The sequence below is a fragment of the Legionella resiliens genome (genome assembly GCF_021344005.1).
Classification (GTDB): Bacteria; Pseudomonadota; Gammaproteobacteria; order Legionellales; family Legionellaceae; genus Legionella; species Legionella resiliens.
Window position 1 is genome coordinate 694,827 of record NZ_JAJTND010000004.1, and the last position, 15,170, is coordinate 709,996.

The window sequence follows — 15,170 nt, forward strand, 5'->3', positions numbered from 1 at the left end:
AACAAACGCCAAAAACCACTTATTGTGGAAAAGCCTGAGTTATAAATAAAGAAAGTCTGCTAATAGTTATCCAGATAAAGAGAGTATTATTCACCTAAAACTACTAAATCCATCGGACCATCAACCCCCTCTACACGTCTTGATTTACGCTCAATTCTTATTGTTTCATTTTGATAATTTTGTTTCAGTGCTTCTGTCAAAGTGTACACGTCAGTTAATGCCTTTGAATGTTCCACTTTGTTGTGCTTCTCCAATTTAGCAGCCAGGTTTGCGGTTTCTCCAATCACCGTATATTCAAGTCGGTCTGCGTTTCCTATCACTCCAAAAACAATTTCGCCAACCGCAAGTCCTATACCGACATCGATAACAATCTCTCCATTTTTTTTACGTGTTTTATTCCATACAGGCAGTATAGAAAGAATTTCGTCTACAGCTCTTAAAGCATCTGCTGCATAAGTACCTGAAGGAGTTACCGCACCAAAGCTTGCCATGATGCCATCTCCCATAAACTTATCGATGGTACCGTTATGTTTTTGAATAATAGGAACGAGTAAACGCTGATATTCTCCCAGCAACCTGATTAAATCGCTTGGCGCAAGTGTTTTTGACGCTTTAGTAAAGCCGCGCATGTCGGTAAACAAAATAGCTGCTTGTCGCGTTTCGCCATATCCTGCTTGTAACACGGACTCGGAGTGCGTGATTTTTTGAGCAACACCTATATCAAAAAAGCGAGCCAGATCTTTGGCTGCACTGGTTTGTTCTACCGCTTGCCAAAGTATCTTTTTGGCACGATCGAGTACTAATGCCAAAACAATAGTGACCAATAAAATAGATAAAAGTACATCAAATACAGCACCGAAATAGACACTGCGTGTAGATGCATAGGTTACATAATCCCAAGTGACAACATTCATGCCTGTGTTGGATAAAGTTTGCCAAACAATAAGGCTCCAGCCTATTACTGCACTAAAACCTGAGAGTAATACCCATTCGGGTTGGAAACGCAATGCGCGAAGTGCGATTAAAATGAAAACATAATTGATGTGGGTATTTTTTAAATTAATAGCAGGGGAGGTTTCATATTGTAAGTAGTAAGTCCAAATAATAAATAACAACAAGAACATTTCTGTGATTACAAATAATCCAAGTACGACAGGTGTTAATTGATTCGTATAAGCAAACCATAATCGCGTTAATATCAGAATTGTAAATAATGAGAGACCCAGATTGGTAGAGTGTACCGGCGCATTAGGGGTATAACCCACCGGAGTTAAATAGTTTATAACCATGAATAAAAAGATTACCCCTAATTGTACCCCTCCTACAAGTAATTCACTCTGATACTGTTGGGCCTTTATCTCGTCGCTGATACGAGACGGCAGTTGTATATGGTTAAACACTCTCTCCTCCTGCAATACGGTCACACAGTCCTTTAGGTAGCATAATGTATTCTTCTGGATCACTATCCGTTGTTGCTTGAGCGGCACAAGAGTGTTTCGATGTTGCGCAGTCATTTTTACCTGCGCGGACTATGTGATAACATCGTTCAAATTCCCCGGTTTGACTCTTTCCAGACAGCCAATCGGTGTTTGTATGTAAAGAAATGAGCGAAGCGCCTACAGCAGCAGCAATAACGGCACTATTTTGTATCTTGCGTTTATTCATATTTGTAAGCGACCCTTGGAATTTTATAAATACCGTTCTTTTATATGCGCAAAATAATAGTCGGGATTTAAGGTTTCACCAGTTGCTTCATGCAATAGTTCAGGATAGGTTAATAATTTTCCTTTTTGATGAATGTTTTCCCTTAACCAAAGTAATATAGGTTTAAAGTTACCTTGCTTTAACTGCTCTTTAACATCAGGAATTGATTTTTTTACTGCCGAGAATAATTGAGCGGCAATTAATGCCCCAAAAGTATAGGCGGGAAAGTATCCAAAAATTCCTGCTGGCCAGTGTACATCTTGCATCACTCCATTTTTATTATCACCTTTTGTTGATAATCCTAAATATTTTTGCATGGATAAATCCCAGATTTCAGGTAAGTCAGCAATACGAATCTCGGAGGAAAAAAGCTTCTGTTCTATTTCATAACGGAGTATCACATGTAAAGGATAGGTTACTTCGTCGGCATCAACACGAATTAAACCGGGTTGTACTTTTGTATAATGATAAAAAATATTTTCTTCAGTTATATGTTCTACATCCTTGAAGTATTTTTGGGCAATAGGGACTAGAAAATGGAGGTATTCCAGGCTTCTGCAAATCTGCATTTCAATGAACAAGGACTGACTTTCATGAACTGCCATTCCTAAGGAATGACCAACCGGTTGTGTACTCCATTCTTTTGATAAGCCTTGTTCATATAAGGCATGACCTGTTTCATGGGTAATCGCCATTAAGGAAGATAAAAATTCCTGTTCGTTGTAGCGTGTTGTAATCCGCACGTCACTTGAAATACCGCCACAGAAGGGGTGATGACTCACATCCAGTCTGCCATGATTAAAATCAAAGCCTAGACGCGTCATTACTTCCATACCCAGTTGCTTTTGCTTTTCTACAGGAAATGCTCCTGCAATTGTTTTTATTTGTCGTGTTTTTTGTTTTTCAATAATACTGGGAATCAGTTTTGGTAATTCATCCTTTAAAGAATTAAAAATTGGAGTAATCGTATTACAGTCTAAATCTGGTGAATACTCATCAATTAAAATATCCAGAGGGGACTTACCAAATGTTTGTGATTTAATCTCTGCAATTGTTTTTACTTTTTGAAACAATTTTTCCAGAAAGGGCTTAAACGATTTCCAATCATTTTTTGCTCGTAATTCTCGCCATGCCTGGCCACAAATTAAAGATTCATTAGTAAATTCTTCGACTAAATTTACGGGAATACAGGTTGCCTGCAGATATTCTTTTTCAATCCAGTACAAATTTTTTTGCTGCCATAATGATAAACCTTCAATATCTTTTGCTTGGTTTAGCAAGTCGCCTACTTTTTTATTGGTCAACCAATCATGTTGTACCGCACTTAATGTAGCTAAAGCTTCTGCTCGGGCTTTGCCTCCGCCAACTGGCATCATCGATGCTTCATCCCAGGAAACAATTGCGGCTAAATTTTCAAAATCATAATATTTTTTAAAATGCTGTTCTAATTGTTGGTATGCGTTCATGAATGGCTCTCTTTATTCTGTTTTGAATTGCGCAATTAAAATTAAATATATATCCATATTCAAATGAATCAAAATAAATTCATGCTTCTCTCAATAAATAAAGGGAATTATTTTTCTCTTAACCTTTGTTTTGTATTGTGCATATTCAGGATATTTTTTACTTAATAACGTTTCCTCTTTATTTGATTTGAAATGAAAAAAAATGATTAATCCAAGTGAAGCGATAAAGGAGAGTGGTGAGCCCCAAAAAACTGACCAACCAATAGCAAGGGAAATCAATCCTGTATAGATTGGATGGCGAACCATTCCATAAATTCCTGAGGTAACTAACCGAGCGTTTTCTATTGGGGTGACAACCGGTGTAAACGCAACCCCTAATTGTTTCACAGCAAGTATAAAAATCAAAAAACCTATAATGAACAATAAAAAACCAATTGTCTGTAATGCTAAACTATGGAACCGTGCAAAAGGTGTAAGGACAAGAATTACTAAACTAATCCCCGCTTGTATGGCTACATATTTATCCATGTATTTTGCGATCATAATGGTTATATACTCAGAAGTAGCGATTTTTCTAAATACTTATTAAGCAAGTATATTATAAACATTAATTTGAGACGATTGGGGGCAGGGAGCCTGAGGTATCGTCACTTTTTTATTTTACATTTATCTACGTACCGCGCTTTATGCGCGGTATCCAGCAGATCTTGCTTTAGAAAACTCAGCAGTATCTTAAAGTATCGTTCTGGATACCGCGCATAAAGCGTGGTATGTAGGCGAAACAATTTGTGGCGTTTATCAAAAAAAGGGGTCAATACCTCAAGGTGTGATTCCTTTTAACTAGGTCATTTGTTCCAAGCCGGGAAATATATCAAAATAGCATGTTAAACAAAATGGCCTTGGATAGGACAAAAGACGTTGGTGAAATTGTTTAAGAGTAGTTTCAAAATATTGACGGGATCAATGTGTCCTTCTTAACCAAAAACCATATATTGTGCATTGTTTTTTCCTTAATTTTTTGTTTAAAATCAGGGCAGTACACCATGCTCCTAACTAAAATCGATGATTCTAAATAAAAAATGAAAAAAACAAATTAAATTGTACATTTGCTCTACCAAAATTTGTAAATTAACTGTAAACTTGCTCCCTGAAAAGACATGATCGTAACAAAACGAACTCTTTTCGAGAGGTGCTTTACTATCGGATTTTTAATTATTTTAATTTTTAAGGAGCAATGATTATGCCTCAAACACCACCAGGCTCGCCTAAAGTTGAAAAAAAAGATGAAGAAGAAAAAAACTTAGAAAGTTCACAGGAAAGCAGTTTTGAAGAAAGCTTTGAAGAAGATTCTGAGCAAAGTGTCGAGGAAAATGCCGAACAATATTCTGAAGAAGAAGAAACTCCAGAAAGCAACCATCCACAACAAAACGAACAACCAAGAAATCCTAATACTTTATTTGGTTTTACTCCTAGAATTCAACGCATAGCAATTTTTGTTTGTCCACATGGTCACGTGCATATGGTGCCAGCAGAATTAATGCCACTCCTTTCGCTCGTATCGATGATGAACGCTTTAGGTATTAGTTTAGACGAAGAAAACGAACTGGAAGAAAGCGTTGGACAAGAGGCTCAACCCGAAGCAAAAAAACCAGAGGGTACAACAGAGCAGCATGACGAAGTGAGTGAAGCAAAAAATCCAAAAGAAGACGGCTCAGACGAAGAAAACGAAGAAGAGCGCGGCTACAGTTACTTTATTTAAGCTCAAATTCCGCAGCCTTAGCTGCGGAATTACCAATCGGACATTTGCTCAGATTCCTGCCTGGTAATATTTTTTTAATTTCCATGTTCTTTTTATTTTCCAGAATAATCAGGATTGATAATCCATTTCAACATCCTATATCATCTCATTTCATCTGAAAAGCGTCTCTGAAATTTAAAGAAAGGAATTAATAATGCAGGGTATAAAATGGATATTAGTTGGTTTTTTTACTTCAATGGCCAATGCCAGTTTACCTTATTTCCCCCTCGATTTTCCTAGAGATGAGGCGGCTCATTATCAAAATATACCTTATTCATTTGATCGCCTCATTGAATGGTGGTATTTCAATGGTAAATTGGTGACTGATGAGGGTAAGCATTTAAGTTTTGATATTGCTTTATTTAATCCGGCTATCAATGTAAAAGGGCGTGTTTATACACAGCCCATGCTGCATATGCAGCTTGCGGATTTGGACAATAAAATAGGCTATGGGGTTGCTAAAGACTATTTCCTTAATGAAGGTAAATTTGCTACGGATACATTGAATATTACCCTAAAAAATGATTACAGCTTACAAAAGAAAGTTCAGAAGGGTAAGGAAGTCTATTTGTTACACGCTGAGGGCCGCCAAAATAATACGGTTTTAAAATTCAATTTAATTTTGGAGCCAAATGCCCCGTTTTTTTTGATCAATGAGAATGGGCTGATGCCAATGGCTGATGACACCAATTCCTATTATTATTCCATACCCCATTTTAAAACAACGGGGACTCTTAAACTGAACGACACGACGTTTCAAATTAATCAAACTTCCGGCGATTCTTGGATGGACCATCAATGGGGCGATTTCAATCTGGATGCGAATGGTTGGGAATGGTTCGGGGTTCGCCTGAATAATGGAATCGTTGCTAACATTTTCCTTATTTTCAATTTCAACGGCAACAATGTAATCGGTGGTTTAGCCAATGTCATTCTTCCTTCTGGAGAAAAGCGATTTATTTCTTATCAGGAGATGGAAGTGATTCGTGAGGATTATTGGCTTGATTCAGAATTATCCATTCTTTATCCCACAAAATACTGGATTAATATACCCGGTATCGGTCTGTCATTTACGAATGTTGCAGCTTTTCCCGAACAGGAAAAACACGGTTATTGGGAAGGATATTGCGAGATATCAGGGAGCTACAATCAACAAGAAGTTTCGGGCTTTTCTTATACAGAAATTGTTTACCAGAATCCAGCTTTATCTTTTTCCCCACGGCTGAGAGCATTTGAGAATGAATAATTGATCTATCAAACAGTGAGTAGTTCAAGGCTAACACGATATTAAAGTGAGAATAAATGAGATTATTAATAAAGATGATTAAAAAACTTCTTTTCTTTCCATTCCTAATGATAATTCTCTTCATCGCCATTTCAGTGAAGGGTGCCCCTGAGTCTAAAGAAACTCAGCTGGAGATAAATAAACTGGCTGAAATCGATAAAATAGGTACTAAAGTAAGTGCTACACAATTGCCTGCTCCTTACGATAAGTTGTTAACCCAGCCTCTAATGACAAAAAGTATCGAAAAATATTACGCACGTAACGCCATTATAAAAACAATATACGCAAATATGGATCAATCCAACAATACATATAGACGCTCCATCGTAATGTTTGTTGATAGTAACAAAAAACGAAATAACCCGAATGTTGCACAAACCAAACAAGAAGTGGTGGCAGTTGAACTCGCTTTTATCACTATGAACTTTAATGAACTCCCAAAGAGCATGATAAAAGAAGTTCTGCATACGAATACTCCTTTTGGCAAACTGCTGGCCAAACATCATATACAAATACTTACTCAAGATCGAAATTACTATAAGATCAAGTGCAACAGCACATTGGAATCGTTAATCCATTGCAATTTAAATGATTTTATTTATGGGCGTGCCAATACCATTATTAGGGCAGGTAATAAAAATTGGATGGCACATGTTGTAGAGATTTTACCGAACCCTATCGCAGCAATTTCCCAAAATAAGGGCAAAAAAAGAGTTAAATAACAGTTTATATCAGTGTGTATTAAATGTTTATTGTGATATTATCCAGGCCAATAAGTTATTACATTAAAACCTTTGATATTTCATAATACTACTGATCTCATTGGGATCTTTTTAGTTAAAAAATAAAGCAAAAGGAACTTGGTGATTTATGTGGAATCAAAAAGCGACAAAACCCTTCCTTATTATTTATATTGGCTTCTTATTTCTTGCAACTTTTTTTCTTGTTCCTACCATCACCAGTTTTTATTATTACGCTTGGGGAAAACACTTGGCTTGGTCTTATTTTGATGGGCCGCCCATGATTGCCTATTTGTTCCATATTTCTCGAGCGATTTTTGGTGAGACATTCTTTTCAATTAATATTATTGGCTTTTTGTGCTTGATCGCAGGTGCCTATTATATATACAAGATAGGTTGTCTCTTGCTCGATCAGCGAACAGGATTAATCAGTGCGCTGATATGGGTTGCTTTGCCTACTACTACAGAAAGTGTTCTTGTTCGTGTTTTATATGATGCGCCATTAAATTTATTTACTATTCTGTCTTTTTATTCTTTTGCTCGTTACATTTCATCCAAGCGAATTTTTGATTTATATCTTTGTGCTCTATTTATTGGCGCTATGCTTTTATCTAAATATACGGCTGTAGTTAGTGTGCTGGGACTGTTGTTGTATGTCGTATTCTCAAAGCAGAGGCAACTGTTTAAAAGTATCCATTTTTATCTTGCCAGCGTTGTCATTATTCTCATGGTTGTTCCCGTGATTTATTGGAATGTGAATCACGATTGGGTATCAATTACTTATTTATTAAATTTTCACAGTCAAACTCAAAATAATACTACGGCAGCTCATAGTCTCTTAGTACTGTTAGGCTCATTATTTGTTAATTATTCAGTTTTTCTATTATTCGCTGCATTGGGTTGGTTCAAGTATCGACAAACTAAAAACTCATCCAATAACCCGGTTTTGGAATTGACTTATGCTGTATTGCTTGTAGGGCTATTGTTCTGGATTATCGCAACTTTATTCGGTGGTGATGCCCGAGCGGTTTACTTAACCCCGCTTGGGATGAATCTTGCCTTAATCACTGGATTTAATGTGGCACGATATCAGTATCAACGTATTTTCATGATTATTTATCCCTGCTTTTTGTCTTTTAGTATTGTTGTAATCATCGCTAATTCATGGCCAATCGCAACCTATCTGAAAAAAGGTAGAGCTTATACGGTATTAAAAAAAGCGATCAATGAGCCAGAAATTATAAAAAAAGGACAGCCAGTTGTTACAGGTTATTTTGCTAATGCCGCAGCTTTGAATTTCTTTATGCCTAGTGGGCCTGTCTATGCCATTCCTTGCGGTGATATTAATCAATATCAATACTGGGGAAAAGCTTTTTTAGATGCTTTATCAAAAGGAAAAATTGACAAAATTTCTTATGTTGACTTTAGAGATACAAAACAATGTGCAGAACGATTTTTTAATCATTGCCAATCAGTGGCGACATTGTCTCATCATAAGATGATTCCGGTAATCCATAAATTGACCAAGCCTATGTATTTGTATGTCTATGAATGTTCGTCACCTCGTGTTCAAACTTCTAATGTATAGATAAAAAATGAATAGGGTTTTCACTACCGCCTTAGCTTGGGGTATGTTTGAATTTATTTTCTCATCCTGGTTTTTTTCAATTGCACTTGTAGTTTTATAACGTAATAATAAACTCGCATTCTACCAGTCAAAAACAGATGGTGTTTTGAATTAAGCTTTATTTTTTTAAGGAAGAGGAATGAAACAAAAATTACTCATTGGATTCACTGCAGCTGCACTCTCTTTTGCAACTCTATCGCATGCAGATTTTACTTTTTATTCTAGTGCTAATAGTTGCGAAGATGTACCTGGGAATTGGACCGGTTCAGGTAAGGCCTCTAATTGGTTAATCGAGTGTATTTATAATGGAGCGGGAACAGTTAGTGCTCTGGATAGTGCTGGGAATTTTAACATCGAGGTCAGTGCGGACAAACGTTCAGGAAGTATTTTGTGCCCCGACCATCATACCACAAAGCTCAAGGGCGTTTGTGTTAATGGAACGGTTACTATTATTACAGAATTCGGTAACTTAAATGGTATTTTCACAAAGAACTCAGGCAATGCAAAAGGAAAGCTAAATGTTTCTCCAGGTGTGGATGTTGATGTAGCAATTCAGTTTAATCGTGCAGATTAAAAGAGCAGGGAGCGGCTGTATTTGGCGCATCTTGCAACCTGCACTCAATCCAACCGTTCGAATAAACCTCCACTAGAGAGGCAAAAGCTCCTAATTTAATGATTTTTTTAAAGCCACTATATGCTGATATGCTTCATTTATTCGCTCTTGGCTGATTTCTCCGGATTGGACTTTGGCCTCAATTATGTTGATGACTTGAACTGGATCTTGCGCAGGAGTAGATAGGTTGTTACCGAACATCAGCATATCTGCGCCAGCATTAATCGCCAGTACTAAAGCTTGCTCCAGTCCATAATTGTCGCTAATTGCCTTCATCTGCATATCATCAGTGATAATAACCCCTTTGAAATGCAGTTGATTTCGTAGAAGATCCGTTAATATCTTATGGGATAGAGTCGCAGGTAATCCAGATGGATCGAGTTGATGATTCACAATATGTGCTGTCATGACCACACCACACGCTTCAGGAGAATTCAGTAATTGCTCAAAAGGAATTAATTCATAAGATTGCCATGTATCGGTAACATCTACAAAACCCAAATGTGAATCTTTGGTCGAACTGCCATGTCCTGGAAAGTGTTTATAAGCACATTGAATTTTTTGAGATAAGAAATGATGTGTATAAATGCTTGCATAGTGTGTTACTTGTTTGGGATCACTGGAAAAACTTCGATCTTTTTTTCCAATCACAGGATTGTCTGGGTTGACGTTTACATCCAGTTCAGGAGCAAAATCCAAATTAAATTCCGCCTTTTTTAAAGTTTGAGCCATAGAATCGGCGATGGATTCAGCTTCTTTAGTTTCTCTTTTTCCAACTTCGGCAGCAGATAGGGTTGGAGGAAATCCATATTGCTCTCCCAATCGATTTACTTGTCCTCCTTCATAATCTACTGAAATGATTAGAGGTAATTGCGGTCGATGATGTTTCAAATTACCTTGTTCGGCAAAATAGTGCAGTTCATGATTAAGTGTCTTTACCTGTTCCGGACTTTCAATATTTTTATCAAACGTTTTTGTGCGAAAATTGTAATCAAATAAGATAACTCCACCAATATTATTATCTTCAATTGTTTTTACTATTGCAGATTGTTCAGTAATTTTTTTCCCATCAAAGCCGACAAGAAGCATTTGGCCAATTTTATCGCGCAAACTCGCTTCAGATACAACACCAGCGAGAGCGCTTGTGGAAAAAAATAAAGCAAAAAGTAATGAGTAAAAATAGTTCATATGTGGCCTATATATTTACCAAGTGGAGTAAATTCTATCATTTGTCGGTGTTTTGCGCAATCTGAATCTTATTTTATCTATAATAGCTTAGTATACCTGGATGACGGGAGTTGCTATTATTTCTCTCTTTATCTAACAAATACTATAAGGTATAAACTATGACTGCTGCGAGCGAGTACTTTAATAAAAATTGGCAACGGTATCAAAGTGCTATTAAAAATAATACATTATACCATCGTGAAATGGTGCAGGCGTTACAAAAATTTCTCGCAACTCATATAGGAAACCGTCCTTTTTCTTTTACAGATGTTGGTTGTGGGGATAGCAGTACGGTTGTTTCCGTACTTACTGGAACCTCAATAATAAAATATATTGGTATCGATGCAGCACCAGATGTTTTAAAAATGGCGGAAAATACACTTACATCACTGGATTGTGAAAAAGAGTTCATTGCGGATCATATGATTGCTGCGCTTCCTCGTATATCCGCCCCTGTCGATGTGATTTTTACCAGCTATGCGGTTCACCATTTATCTCTGCTCGATAAAAACACCTTTATTGCTATGTGCCAACAAAAACTAGACCCTAATGGTTTTTTATTAATAGTTGATGGTGTTCTTAAGCCGGATCAAACACGGGAGCAATGGCTGGATGCTTTAAAATCACGGATGTTGGAAAGCGACTCCGAGATCACTGAGGATGAGATTATTGCACGAATGGAGCATCCATGTGCTGATGATTATCCCGAAACAATGGATACATTTGCCCAAATCGCCCGTCAGCAATCGTGGAAGAATTTTCAAGTTCTTGTAGACGAAGGAATATTTGCTTTTATGGCATTTATTAAATAATTTTTTATCTACATGGATGAAGTAGAAACTGGGGCATGGCTATTTAAGTAAATAGTTGCGCCTTTTCTGTATTAATATAGATTTTATCTATTACTCCTATAATCAGTGAAGCTGGACCGGAAGCGCTACTTGAAGTTGGGCCAACGCATTCGGCATAAAAACGCACGGCATTTTTAGCGGCTAAAAATGGATCTTTAACCACAGAATGAAAAACGCTAATCATCGCAGAAAGTAAATTACCTATCCCGGCGACTTTTTGTACCAGAGCCGAATCGAAATTAAATTGATCGATTTGATTTGAATTGACAACTAAATGTCTTTTCCCACTGACAACTACAGTGAGCATATATTTTTTTGATAATGACTTGGCGTTTTCTATTATTATCTGATCTCCCATAAGATGGTTATTATCCTGAATTAGCAGTTCTCCAGTCAGCAAACTCGCAATTTCATTAGGGTAGCCGCGGATAATGGAAATTTGATGTGTCTTTATTAAGCGTGTCGCAACATCTGTTCGGTAACGGCTTGCGCCAGCTCCTACTGGATCTAAAATAACGGGAATATTCATTTGGTTTGCTATTTTACAGATGTGATTGCTCAATTTAACAAAAGTGTTATCTAACTTGCCAAGATTGATTATCACTGCTTTAGAAATCCCTAGTAACTCCTCGACTTCCTCTTCTGCGCCACACATTAATGGGAAGCCGCCAATACTACGTATTCCGCTTCCCACATACCCCATAGGAAAATAATTGGTGATGGTTAATATAAAGGGCTTATTCTGCCTTATTTTTCTTAAGGCTTCATTTACTTCTGCTGTCATGAAAAAGTCCATTTTTTCAATAGTTTTAATTGAATTTACTTTAGCGCACTTTTTGAGTTACAACCACTGAATTTATGAATTCAAGCCATTCTCTTGTTGTTCTTACTTACTGCTGTCCCAGAGAGGCAGACACTGCTCTCATACTTTGGTGAAAGGTGGGTTTATGTGCAGCAAGGTCTAGGAGCAATTGACTTTGAAAAGGGGATTTGCTTTTTCAAGTAAGCTCAACTAAGTTTAAATTCGAAGGAAAGGAAATTTAATCTCAAGGAGAGTATAAATGTCAAAACATAATCATAATAAATTTAAAAATGAGTCACAAGATGCACGTCGTCATGATCAACAGCACTCTACTCATCCTGATAAAATAAAACAGCCTCAGGAAAAGTCTAAATTAGAATCTCATTCTAATAAAAAGAAATAAAATAAAAAATTAATCTAATCCTGGGAAGGTGAAAACCTAAACTTAGGGTATATAAATAATCGCATAATACTTATAAAAAATAGGCCATATCATTTAGGAAAATGGTAGGGCCTATTTAGTGATTATCTATAACAACGTAATTGACCCCAAGCATTTCGCCAGCAGCCTGGATGGTACGGAGCTGGTGATGAATTGGGACCTGGAGCATTTAATACACATCCACCATACATGTTCCTATGATATCCCTGGCCGCATCCTTGGGCTGCACTGGCGATGGACGTATAACCTACTGCGAAGAACAATGAGCTTACTATGATACCTGTACGCAGCATTTTTGAAATGCTTGAACTTGTATTCATTACATCCTCCTTGGTTTTACTTTTTTACTCAGATTAAGTATAGAATCTATTTTTTAATTTGCATAAATTTATATCATTTGTGTTGATTTAAATTCAAATTGATGTATATGGGCGCTTACCTGTTGTTGTAAATAGAGATGAAAATTTTTTGGAAAGATGTCATTTGTTGATGATATGTTTCGAGCCCTTTATCATGCATCCTCCCATAGACTTAATTGCTTGTATAAAAAATCTTCTTTTTTACAAAACTTATTTATCTCCAAATGAGGATCAGGGGCGACATTGAGTTGAAATCGCTTACAAGCAAGATGAAATCGAGTCTTTAAGAGATTGGCATATTCTCCTTCGCCACGCATGCGGACACCAAATCGTGCATCGTACTCTTTCCCACCGCGCATTTGGCGAATAAGACTCATCACATGTTCCGCTCTTTGGGGAAAGTGTTCGCTGAGCCATTCTTTAAATAATTCTTTTACTTCATGAGGCAGTCTGATTAACACATAACTTGCCTGTCTTGCTCCAGCGTGTGCGGCAGCTTGCAAGATTTTTTCCAGTTCAATGTCATTGATCATAGGAATAATAGGTGCAACCATGACACGAGTAGGGATTTTGTTTTCAGTGAAGCGTTTTATTATTTTTAGCCTGCCTGATGGTGCTGTAGTCCTGGGCTCCATAATTCGCTTTAGATCGGTTGAAAGAGAAGTAATACTGATCGCAACCTTAACCAAATTTTGTTCTGCCATATCTGATAAAATATCCAAATCCCGTTCTATAAGCGCATTTTTAGTAATAATAATGACAGGGTGACGGTGATAAACTAAAACTTCTAAAAGACTTCGGGTAATAGTAAGTTTTTTTTCTGCGGGTTGATAAGGATCGGTATTTGCCCCTAAGACAATAGGTTTACACGTATAACTTGATTTATTTATCTCCTTTTCCAAAAGTTTCGCTGCATCCACTTTATAGAAGATTTTAGTTTCAAAATCGATTCCCGGTGACAAATTGACATAGGAATGGCTGGGTCTCGCATAGCAATAAATGCATCCATGTTCACAACCCCGATAGGGATTAATTGATTGTTCAAAGCCAAGATCAGGAGAATCATTACGGCTTATTACTGATTTAGAATGCTCGGGTAATAAAAAGGTTTCTAAAGGGGGAAGAATATCTTCTTCAATGTCCCATCCATCAGCAAAATGTTCGCGGGTTTGTGGCTCAAATCGGCCATCTGGATTGCTAAGGGCACCCCGATTTTTAAGTGTTTGCTCAGGTTTCATAACAGCGTGAATAGATCAAATGCAGTTTATTGTATCATAATGTTCAAACAAACAGAGGGAAAAAAAGATCCATAGAGGTTGAATTACTCTTTAGGTCGGTTTATTACAGAAGCCGTCATTCTTGAAATACAAGTTAGTTTTCCTTTTTCATTAAAAATCTTAACTTCCCAAACTTGAGTAGACCGTCCCAGATGTAGGGGAGAGGCGATTGCTGTGACTTCACCTTCTTTTACTGAGTGAATATGATTGGCATTAATTTCCAAGCCGACACAAAAAAATTGATTGAGATCAATAATGGCGTTTGCTGCAGTACTGGCTACTGTTTCGGCTAATGCAACATTGGCACCACCATGCAGAATTCCTATAGGTTGTTTGGTACGTGTGTTTACAGGCATGGTTGCTTTTAAAAAATCGTCACCAATTTCAATAAACCTGATGCCAAGAAATTCAGACATTGTATTTTTCCCAAATTGATTGAGATCTTCTAGAGTAATTTTTTTAAACCATATTGCCATTTTTATCTCCTTGGGGGTCCGATTGCATTTCTACTATCTTGTTGGCTAAATGGCCTGATCCTATGCGTGGCGATGCTCACGTATTGAGCTTCAGTACTCAAAATTCCAGTCATTTTGGCTCAAACTAGCGAAATGTAAACATACTCTATAAAATAAGATAAACTTTATTTACCCAAAAACCAATAAGAAATTTTATGATGAATCAAGCATGTATGAGATGTTATATCTCGGGAAAAGTTCAAGGGGTATGGTATCGCGCTTCAGCACAAAGAGAAGCGAAGAAACTGGATATCACGGGGTGGGCGCAAAATCTGGATGACGGACGCGTAGAAGTATTTGCTTGTGGGACAGTTGAAAATCTGAAATTATTTTATGCATGGTTGAAGGAAGGGCCGCAGCTTGCTGTCGTAGATGAATGTACTTATGAAGAGCTCAGTTGGCAGGAATATGAAGGATTTGATACTTTTTAAGTGTAGCCGAGGGGCAAGCCATAACCCGGGATT

17 protein-coding genes are annotated in these 15,170 nt (G+C 37.2%); 8 read left to right on the plus strand and 9 right to left on the minus strand.

What is annotated here, in order from left to right:
* Positions 1–86: 86 nt before the first annotated feature.
* The 4 genes from LXO92_RS08525 to LXO92_RS08540 all read right to left on the minus strand — a co-directional run bounded on the left by LXO92_RS08525 (position 87) and on the right by LXO92_RS08540 (position 3,698).
* On the minus strand, positions 87–1,400 hold the full coding sequence (locus LXO92_RS08525) for an adenylate/guanylate cyclase domain-containing protein (protein WP_182352236.1): 1,314 nt from the start codon (positions 1,398–1,400) through the stop codon (positions 87–89).
* On the minus strand, positions 1,393–1,665 hold the full coding sequence (locus LXO92_RS08530) for a BufA1 family periplasmic bufferin-type metallophore (RefSeq protein WP_182352237.1): 273 nt from the start codon (positions 1,663–1,665) through the stop codon (positions 1,393–1,395). The genes LXO92_RS08525 and LXO92_RS08530 overlap by 8 nt, the downstream gene beginning before the upstream one ends.
* A gap of 23 nt (positions 1,666–1,688) precedes the next feature.
* Entirely contained in the window at positions 1,689–3,170 is a 1,482-nt protein-coding gene (locus tag LXO92_RS08535; RefSeq protein ID WP_182352238.1) for a carboxypeptidase M32, read from the minus strand.
* 90 nt (positions 3,171–3,260) lie between these two features.
* A complete protein-coding gene (locus LXO92_RS08540; protein WP_232890785.1) occupies positions 3,261–3,698 on the minus strand; it encodes a methyltransferase family protein in 438 nt (145 codons plus the stop codon).
* 712 nt (positions 3,699–4,410) lie between these two features.
* Here LXO92_RS08540 and LXO92_RS08545 point away from each other — a divergent pair.
* The 5 genes from LXO92_RS08545 (at position 4,411) to LXO92_RS08565 (ending at position 9,194) form a co-directional block, all read left to right on the plus strand.
* Positions 4,411–4,929: a hypothetical protein gene (locus LXO92_RS08545; protein WP_232890786.1), complete on the plus strand. Its 519-nt coding sequence runs from the start codon at positions 4,411–4,413 to the stop codon at positions 4,927–4,929.
* Between the two features lie 193 nt (positions 4,930–5,122).
* Positions 5,123–6,214 (plus strand): lipocalin-like domain-containing protein, encoded by a 1,092-nt coding sequence (locus LXO92_RS08550; protein WP_232890787.1) that lies wholly within the window; start codon positions 5,123–5,125, stop codon positions 6,212–6,214.
* Between the two features lie 56 nt (positions 6,215–6,270).
* Positions 6,271–6,975: a hypothetical protein gene (locus LXO92_RS08555; protein WP_232890788.1), complete on the plus strand. Its 705-nt coding sequence runs from the start codon at positions 6,271–6,273 to the stop codon at positions 6,973–6,975.
* Positions 6,976–7,123: 148 nt separating this feature from the next.
* Positions 7,124–8,581: a glycosyltransferase family 39 protein gene (locus LXO92_RS08560; RefSeq protein ID WP_232890789.1), complete on the plus strand. Its 1,458-nt coding sequence runs from the start codon at positions 7,124–7,126 to the stop codon at positions 8,579–8,581.
* A 178-nt stretch (positions 8,582–8,759) separates the two neighbouring features.
* Positions 8,760–9,194 carry a hypothetical protein gene (locus tag LXO92_RS08565; protein WP_182352243.1) on the plus strand — a complete coding sequence of 145 codons (435 nt, stop codon included), beginning with the start codon at positions 8,760–8,762 and terminating at the stop codon, positions 9,192–9,194.
* A 90-nt stretch (positions 9,195–9,284) separates the two neighbouring features.
* Here LXO92_RS08565 and LXO92_RS08570 read toward each other — a convergent pair whose 3' ends face one another.
* A complete protein-coding gene (locus LXO92_RS08570) occupies positions 9,285–10,421 on the minus strand; it encodes a glycoside hydrolase family 3 protein (protein ID WP_182352245.1) in 1,137 nt (378 codons plus the stop codon).
* Between the two features lie 158 nt (positions 10,422–10,579).
* Here LXO92_RS08570 and LXO92_RS08575 point away from each other — a divergent pair, with 158 nt between their 5' ends.
* Positions 10,580–11,272, plus strand: coding sequence for a class I SAM-dependent methyltransferase (locus LXO92_RS08575; RefSeq protein WP_232890790.1), 693 nt, complete (start codon positions 10,580–10,582; stop codon positions 11,270–11,272).
* A gap of 43 nt (positions 11,273–11,315) precedes the next feature.
* Here LXO92_RS08575 and thiM read toward each other — a convergent pair whose 3' ends face one another.
* Positions 11,316–12,095, minus strand: a complete 780-nt coding sequence (gene thiM / locus LXO92_RS08580) for a hydroxyethylthiazole kinase (protein WP_182352249.1) — start codon at positions 12,093–12,095, stop codon at positions 11,316–11,318.
* 277 nt (positions 12,096–12,372) lie between these two features.
* Between thiM and LXO92_RS08585 the strand changes: the two genes are divergently transcribed.
* Positions 12,373–12,516 (plus strand): hypothetical protein, encoded by a 144-nt coding sequence (locus LXO92_RS08585; RefSeq protein WP_182352251.1) that lies wholly within the window; start codon positions 12,373–12,375, stop codon positions 12,514–12,516.
* A gap of 122 nt (positions 12,517–12,638) precedes the next feature.
* Here the strand turns inward: LXO92_RS08585 and LXO92_RS08590 are convergent, their stop codons facing one another.
* The 3 genes from LXO92_RS08590 to LXO92_RS08600 form a co-directional block, all read right to left on the minus strand.
* Positions 12,639–12,875 (minus strand): GCG_CRPN prefix-to-repeats domain-containing protein, encoded by a 237-nt coding sequence (locus LXO92_RS08590; protein ID WP_182352252.1) that lies wholly within the window; start codon positions 12,873–12,875, stop codon positions 12,639–12,641.
* A gap of 191 nt (positions 12,876–13,066) precedes the next feature.
* A complete protein-coding gene (locus LXO92_RS08595; protein ID WP_182352253.1) occupies positions 13,067–14,152 on the minus strand; it encodes a PA0069 family radical SAM protein in 1,086 nt (361 codons plus the stop codon).
* Positions 14,153–14,235: 83 nt separating this feature from the next.
* Entirely contained in the window at positions 14,236–14,667 is a 432-nt protein-coding gene (locus LXO92_RS08600) for a hotdog fold thioesterase (RefSeq protein ID WP_182352255.1), read from the minus strand.
* 194 nt (positions 14,668–14,861) lie between these two features.
* On the opposite strand from LXO92_RS08600, the gene LXO92_RS08605 reads away from it, so the two are divergent.
* Positions 14,862–15,137 (plus strand): acylphosphatase, encoded by a 276-nt coding sequence (locus LXO92_RS08605; RefSeq protein WP_182352256.1) that lies wholly within the window; start codon positions 14,862–14,864, stop codon positions 15,135–15,137.
* The last annotated feature ends 33 nt before the right edge of the window (positions 15,138–15,170 follow it).

What these genes read in the sequence shown, in the direction of transcription:
- LXO92_RS08575 (WP_232890790.1), top strand. Translation starts at nt 10,580, where the DNA reads ATGACTGCTGCGAGCGAGTACTTTAATAAAAATTGGCAACGGTATCAA.
- LXO92_RS08530 (WP_182352237.1), bottom strand. Translation starts at nt 1,665, where the DNA reads ATGAATAAACGCAAGATACAAAATAGTGCCGTTATTGCTGCTGCTGTA.
- thiM (WP_182352249.1), bottom strand. Translation starts at nt 12,095, where the DNA reads ATGACAGCAGAAGTAAATGAAGCCTTAAGAAAAATAAGGCAGAATAAG.
- LXO92_RS08540 (WP_232890785.1), bottom strand. Translation starts at nt 3,698, where the DNA reads ATGGATAAATATGTAGCCATACAAGCGGGGATTAGTTTAGTAATTCTT.
- LXO92_RS08605 (WP_182352256.1), top strand. Translation starts at nt 14,862, where the DNA reads ATGATGAATCAAGCATGTATGAGATGTTATATCTCGGGAAAAGTTCAA.
- LXO92_RS08560 (WP_232890789.1), top strand. Translation starts at nt 7,124, where the DNA reads ATGTGGAATCAAAAAGCGACAAAACCCTTCCTTATTATTTATATTGGC.
- LXO92_RS08550 (WP_232890787.1), top strand. Translation starts at nt 5,123, where the DNA reads ATGCAGGGTATAAAATGGATATTAGTTGGTTTTTTTACTTCAATGGCC.
- LXO92_RS08590 (WP_182352252.1), bottom strand. Translation starts at nt 12,875, where the DNA reads ATGAATACAAGTTCAAGCATTTCAAAAATGCTGCGTACAGGTATCATA.
- LXO92_RS08570 (WP_182352245.1), bottom strand. Translation starts at nt 10,421, where the DNA reads ATGAACTATTTTTACTCATTACTTTTTGCTTTATTTTTTTCCACAAGC.
- LXO92_RS08535 (WP_182352238.1), bottom strand. Translation starts at nt 3,170, where the DNA reads ATGAACGCATACCAACAATTAGAACAGCATTTTAAAAAATATTATGAT.
- LXO92_RS08595 (WP_182352253.1), bottom strand. Translation starts at nt 14,152, where the DNA reads ATGAAACCTGAGCAAACACTTAAAAATCGGGGTGCCCTTAGCAATCCA.
- LXO92_RS08555 (WP_232890788.1), top strand. Translation starts at nt 6,271, where the DNA reads ATGAGATTATTAATAAAGATGATTAAAAAACTTCTTTTCTTTCCATTC.
- LXO92_RS08585 (WP_182352251.1), top strand. Translation starts at nt 12,373, where the DNA reads ATGTCAAAACATAATCATAATAAATTTAAAAATGAGTCACAAGATGCA.
- LXO92_RS08565 (WP_182352243.1), top strand. Translation starts at nt 8,760, where the DNA reads ATGAAACAAAAATTACTCATTGGATTCACTGCAGCTGCACTCTCTTTT.
- LXO92_RS08545 (WP_232890786.1), top strand. Translation starts at nt 4,411, where the DNA reads ATGCCTCAAACACCACCAGGCTCGCCTAAAGTTGAAAAAAAAGATGAA.
- LXO92_RS08600 (WP_182352255.1), bottom strand. Translation starts at nt 14,667, where the DNA reads ATGGCAATATGGTTTAAAAAAATTACTCTAGAAGATCTCAATCAATTT.